Source organism: Kitasatospora sp. NPDC057512, from assembly GCF_042802135.1.
Classification (GTDB): Bacteria; Actinomycetota; Actinomycetes; order Streptomycetales; family Streptomycetaceae; genus Kitasatospora.
The window spans coordinates 1-2,629 of sequence record NZ_JBHVET010000956.1 but is presented as its reverse complement, the minus strand read 5'-3'; the positions used below and the strand labels follow the sequence as shown (position 1 = coordinate 2,629).

Annotated in this window: 1 protein-coding gene; it reads right to left on the bottom strand. The window is 75.7% G+C overall.

What is annotated here, in order from left to right; translation table 11 throughout:
• Nucleotides 1-13: 13 nt before the first annotated feature.
• Complete coding sequence (cobT, locus tag ACFU6K_RS36185; RefSeq protein ID WP_380670464.1) at nucleotides 14-2,530, bottom strand: nicotinate-nucleotide--dimethylbenzimidazole phosphoribosyltransferase; 2,517 nt, start codon at nucleotides 2,528-2,530, stop codon at nucleotides 14-16.
• Nucleotides 2,531-2,629 lie beyond the last annotated feature (99 nt).

Genomic DNA, 2,629 nt, shown 5'->3' with positions numbered 1-2,629 from the left:
GTGACGGGGTGCGTCAGGCCTTCTCGGTGACCCCGGCGGAGTCGAAGGTGGCTACATCGTGCATCGCCCGGGCCGCGCTCTGCACCAGCGGCAGGGCCAGCAGGGCACCGGTGCCCTCGCCCAGCCGCAGGTCCAGGTCGATCAGCGGGCGCAGGCCGAGCTTCGCCAGCGCGGCCTGGTGGCCGGGCTCGGCGGAGCGGTGGCCGGCGATGCAGGCGGCCAGCACCTCGGGGGCGATGGCCTTGGCCACCAGCGCGGCCGAACCGGCGATGACGCCGTCCAGGATCACCGGGGTGCGCAGCGAGGCGGCGCCCAGCAGGAAGCCGGCCAGGGCGGCGTGCTCCAGGCCGCCGACGGCGGCGAGGACGCCGACCGGGTCGCTCGGGTCGGGCTGGTGCAGGGCCAGCGCGGCGCGGATGACCTCGACCTTGCGGGCGTGGGTCTCGTCGTCGATGCCGGTGCCGCGGCCGGTGACCTCGGCCGGGTCGAGGCCGGTGAACACCGAGATCAGGGCGGCCGAGGCGGTGGTGTTGGCGATCCCCATGTCGCCGGTGACCAGTGCCTTGTTGCCCGCCGCGACCAGGTCGCGGGCGGTCTCGATGCCGACCTCGATGGCCTTGAGGGCCTCCTCGCGGGTCATCGCCGGGCCCTGGGTCATGTCGGCGGTGCCGGGGCGGACCTTGCGCGGCAGCAGGCCGGTGGCGCGGCCCTGCTGGACGGCGTCCGGCAGTTCGGCGGCGACGCCGACGTCGACGACGCAGACCTCGGTGCCGATCTGCTTGGCGAAGGAGTTGATCACCGCTCCCCCGGCCAGGAAGTTGCCGACCATCTGGGCGGTCACCTCCTGCGGCCAGGGGCTGACGCCCTGGGCGTGCACGCCGTGGTCGCCGGCGAAGATCGCCACGCAGGCGGGCTCCGGGAGCGGCGGCGGGCACTTGCGGGACAGGCCGCACAGCTGGGCGGAGATGATCTCCAGCATGCCGAGCGAGCCGGCCGGCTTGGTCATCCGCTTCTGCCGGTCCCAGGCCTCGCCGAGCGCCTTGGCGTCCAGCGGGCGGATGCCGCGCAGGGTGTCGGCGAGCAGGCTCTGCGGCTCCTCGCCGGGCAGCGCGCGGTTGCCGTACTGCTCCTCGTGGACGACCCAGGACAGCGGGCGCTTCTTGGCCCAGCCCTGCTGCTCCAGCTCGGGCTCGTCCGGGAACTCGTCGACGAAGCCGACGCACAGGTAGGCGACGACCTCCAGGTGCTCGGGCAGGCCGAGCTCGCGGACCAGCTCCTCGTCGTCGAAGAAGCTCACCCAGCCGACGCCCAGGCCCTCGGCGCGGGCGGCCAGCCAGAGGTTCTCGACGGCCAGGGCGGCCGAGTACGGGGCCATCTGCGGCTGGGTGTGCCGGCCCAGGGTGTGCCGGCCGCCGCGGGTGCGGTCGGCGGTCACCACGATGTTGACCGGGGTGTCGAGGATGGCCTCGATCTTGATTTCCTTGAACTGCTTGGCCCGGCCCTTGGGCAGCGAGTCCGCGAACGCCTCGCGCTGGCGCTCGGCCAGGGCGTGCATCCGCCGGCGGGTCTTCGCCGAGCGGATCACCACGAAGTCCCAGGGCTGCGAGTAGCCGACGCTGGGCGCGGTGTGGGCGGCCTCCAGGACGCGGATCAGCACCTCGTGCGGGATCGGGTCCGGTCGGAAGCCGTTGCGCACGTCGCGGCGCTCGCGGATCACCTGGTGGACGGCCTCGCGGCCGGCCTCGTCGTAGCCGGGGGCGGCCGGGCCGCGCGGCTCGGCGGGCTCCTCGGGCTGCGGCTCCGGCTGCTCCTGCGGCTCTTCGGCGGCGGGCTGCTCCTCGGTGGCGGGCTGCTCCTCGGTGGCCTCGGCGGCTTCGGCGGGCTCCGCGGCCTCGCCGGCGTCGGCGACCTCGGTGACCTCGCCGGTCTCGGCGGGCTCGCCGGTCTCGGCGGCGGGCTGCTCGGCCTGGGGCTGCTCGGCGGCTTCGGCGGCCTGCTCCTGGACGGGCTCGGCCTCGGCGGCCTCGGCCTCGGGCTCGGCCGGGGACTCCGCCTGCTCGGCGGCCGGCTCCGCGGGGGCCTCGGACTCCGGAGCGGCGGCGACGGGCTGCTCGGCGACGGCCTCGGCGACCTGCTCCTGGACGGGCTCGGCCTCGGCGGCGGGCTCCTCGACGGCCTCGGCGGGCTGCGCCGCCTCCGCCTCGGGGGCGGCCTCGACCGGAGCCTCGACGGCCGGCTCGACAGCTGCGGCGGCGTCGGCCTCCGCCGGCGCCTCCACGGGCTGCTCAGCGACCGGCTCGGCGACGGCCTCGGCCGGGACCTCGGCCTGCTGCTGCGGCTGCTCGCCCTCGGCGGCGGGCTCGGTGACGGCCTGGCCGGAGGGCATCTCACCGGTACCCGCGGCGGTCTCCGCCACCGGCTCGGCGACGACCTCCGGCACGGCTTCGGCCGGGTGGGCCTGCTGGGGGGCCTCGGCGACCTCGGCGGCTTCAACGACCTCGGCGACCGGGGCGGACTCGGCGCCCGCCATGGCCTCGGCGGGGTGGGCGGGATAGACAGTATTATCGGGGTCTCGGTGATGTTTTTAATTGTGAGCGTCGTCGTCCGGTATGTGGGCGTTCTGCTGCGG